Origin of the sequence: Staphylococcus schweitzeri (genome assembly GCF_002902405.1) — a bacterium.
In the GTDB taxonomy this organism is placed as follows: Bacteria; Bacillota; Bacilli; order Staphylococcales; family Staphylococcaceae; genus Staphylococcus; species Staphylococcus schweitzeri.
Map to the genome: position 1 here is coordinate 95,727 of NZ_PPQS01000048.1, position 3,480 is coordinate 99,206.

The following is a 3,480-nucleotide window of genomic DNA, read 5'->3' on the forward strand; positions in this document are numbered from 1 at the left end:
GTTTAATAAAGTAACTTTAACATCTTTGATACCTTTTTCAGTTGAATCTTGTTTACCATCTTTATTACTGTCGTACCAAACATAATCGCCTAGACTATATTTTGGTGTTTTATAGAATCCGCTATCTAATGTCCAATTGTCTTGATCTTTAATAACACCTGTCGTTGTTAAACCATTAGAATCTTTATCTTCTGAAGTAGTATTTTTAACCGTTGGTGTGTATCCAGCTGGCGTCTCGAACTCAACAGTATAGTTACCATTATCTAAATCTGTAAATTTATATTTACCTGATGCATCAGTAGTAGTTGTTTCAATAACTTTTCCAGTGCTATCTTTTAATGTAACCTTAACATCTTTGATACCAGGTTCATTGGCATCCTGGATACCATCTTTATTTGTATCTTCCCATACATAATCACCTAAATTATATTTAGGTTCTTTATAAAAACCAGTGTCTAAAGACATATCGTCTTTTCCATTAATTTTAACAGTTACAGAACTACCATTTGAGTCTTTTTCACCATCAGTTGTTCCATTTTGTTTTGTTGGAAGGTATCCGGCTGGCGTTTCGAATTTAACAGTATAAGTTTCACCGTCTTTCAAACCACCAAACTCATAATGACCTTTGTCATCTGTTCTTACTGATTTTGTTGTGCCATCTGGGTAAGTTAACGTTACTAAAACGTTTGCCATTGGTTTCTCTTTAGAATCAGTACCTTGAATGCCGTCTTTATCAACGTCTTCCCATACATAATCACCAATTTTGTATAACTTTTCTTCAGGTTTAACCGTACCGTCACCACCACCAGAGTCAGTAGAAGTTACAATATAATTAGAATATCCGGCGTAACTGTAATAACCATATTTATCAGTCGTTCTCATACTAGCACCTTGCGCTATATCTATTTCTCCATCTGATTTAGGTGTATATTTACTAACTACTTTAATAATATAAGCTGAGTCAATATTACCAAAATCCAATGTCGCTACATTATTACTAAACGATTTTTTGTTATCAAATTGGCTTGTTACATCTTCGTATTGGCTAAAATCATAAATTCTATTACTTTGAGGTAATTGTTGATTAGAGTTAACTTTATAAACTTTTATTTCTGTATTTTGATCAATAGTAGTGCTACCATTTCCTAATTTAACATTTCCATAATCATCAACTTGGCTACCAGCAATATCAACTTTAGTGTTAGTTGCTGCTTTTTTCAATGGATTAACATAAATTTGTTGTTCAATAGTTTGTTTATTTTCATCTAAATTTGTAAAGATAGATTGAATGTTCGAGTCACCATGAACCATTGGATCTTGATAGTCTACAGTAACATTTTGGCTAGTCTCTTTACCAGCTGTAGCAAATGTTAAATTCAAACTAGTTTCATTAGGAACTGTTTGCTTATCAATATATGAGTATAATGTTAAACGTGCTTTTATATCTTCATATTTATCTACATAATCTGTAAATGTATATGTGATTTGTTTAGTCGCTTTATCAAACGTTCCTTTAGCAATGACTTCTCCAGATGGATCAGTAATATCGATAGGATCATTCTTATCGGTTAAATCAGAAGGAATTACATTCTTATCGTAATTAACAGTCATTGTATCGCCTTTTTTAACTTTGTTATCAATTGTAAACTCAGTATCATATTCAATATCTTCACCGTCATGTGCAGCTGCAACGTTATCCTTACCATCACCAACTTTAATCGTCTGCTTCGTCACTTTAATTAAATCATTAACATTGTTTGAAGCAACAGCTGCTGGTTGTGCAACTGCAAAGCGCATTTTTGCATTTACACGTTTTGGTGCAACACTTGTTGGAGCTGTAGCCACTGGTTTAGTTGAACGATCAGTATTACTATCGTTTCTAACTAATTCTTTTAATTTATCAGGATTATTTTTAAGTTCGTCCTTTGACACATGTACTGGTGCTTTTGGATTAGTCGCATCTGTAACTTGATTGTCTACTTTTGAAGGTGTTGATTGTGGTTGTGAAGATTCAGTAATTGTAGATTCTTTTGGTGTAGTTGATGTTGGTTGATTTTCACTTGTTGATGGTTTTGTAGTTACATCGTTATTTGTATCATTTGGTACTTTCTTCTCTTCTAAAATAACAGATGTATCTTCTGTTGCAGTTTTATCAGTTGAAGGTTTAACATTTTTATTTTCAATGTTTTGAGGCTTAGTTTCAGTTGAAGTTATAGCATTATTTTGCTGTTGTTGGTTTCTAGATGTAGTTGGTGCTTCTTTAGCTTCTGATTGTGATTCGGTATTTGTTTCTTTCTTAATTGAATTTGTTGAATTGCTTTCTGTTGTCGATTTATTTTCAGTTTCTGACACTACTTCTTTATTATCACTAGTTGATGCTTCATCTTGCTTTGCATTTTCTGTACTAGTGTTTTCAGCAGCTTTAGCTTCTTGGTTCCCTAAACCAAAAATCAATGTCGTACCTACTAAAATCGATGCTGTACCTACAGTATACTTTCTAATCGAAAATTTGTTTAAGCGATTTGAAATCATACCCTTTTTTGTTATTGCCTTCTTGTTATCCCTGTTAATCATATAAATCTCCTTTAAAATATCAATATTTGCAAAAAATTAATATTTTTACATATAAAAATTTGTATTTCTATCGTAATACATTTTTAGATAAAGCACAATACTTTAAATAAATTTATTTATCAACGACTGTTATTTTGCTTATGTAATTGAATAATTTAATTTTAAATATTTTTGTTTATTCGTTTGCTTTTTATACCAATTGTTTTAAATGGTTTAAAACTGTATTTAATTGTTTTTCTTGTTCATTTGTAATTTTAATACATTAACGAATTAAATTAACATCTATTAAATAAAGATACTTATTAACATTGCACCATTTACATTAATTTCAATTTATATAGATATACTTTTTATATCATAGAGAATTATTCTTATTTTGAATTTAAATCTAGTATGATAGTTCATCTACAAATTTATGCAACCTATTTTTTAGAATGTAAAAACCAGGTCACATGGACCTGGTTAAGTTAATCATATTATTTGTTTTGTTTTTTACGACGACCGAATAACAATAATGAACCTAATGCTGCGAATAAACCACCGAATAAAGTACCATTATTCGATTCATTACCTTCACTACCTGTTTCTGGTAATGCCTTCGCTTTATTATTATGATCTTTTACAGTACTCATTGGCTTAACAGGTGTGTGCTTACCTGCATCTGAGTCTGAGTCGCTGTCTGAATCTGAGTCGCTATCTGAGTCTGAATCGCTGTCTGAATCTGAGTCACTGTCTGAATCTGAATCGCTATCTGAATCTGAGTCACTGTCTGAGTCCGAGTCACTATCTGAGTCTGAGTCGCTGTCTGAATCTGAGTCGCTATCTGAATCTGAGTCGCTATCTGAGTCCGAGTCGCTATCTGAGTCTGAGTCGCTGTCTGAATCTGAATCGCTATCTGAGTCTGAG

Annotated in this window: 2 protein-coding genes; both read right to left on the reverse strand. The window is 31.9% G+C overall.

What is annotated here, in order from left to right:
- A partial coding sequence (locus CD116_RS12225; protein ID WP_240625136.1) for an SdrD B-like domain-containing protein occupies positions 1-2,574 on the reverse strand: 2,574 nt, incomplete at its 3' end.
- A 476-nt stretch (positions 2,575-3,050) separates the two neighbouring features.
- The coding region (locus CD116_RS14030; protein ID WP_240625137.1) for an LPXTG cell wall anchor domain-containing protein at positions 3,051-3,480 on the reverse strand (430 nt) is incomplete at its 5' end.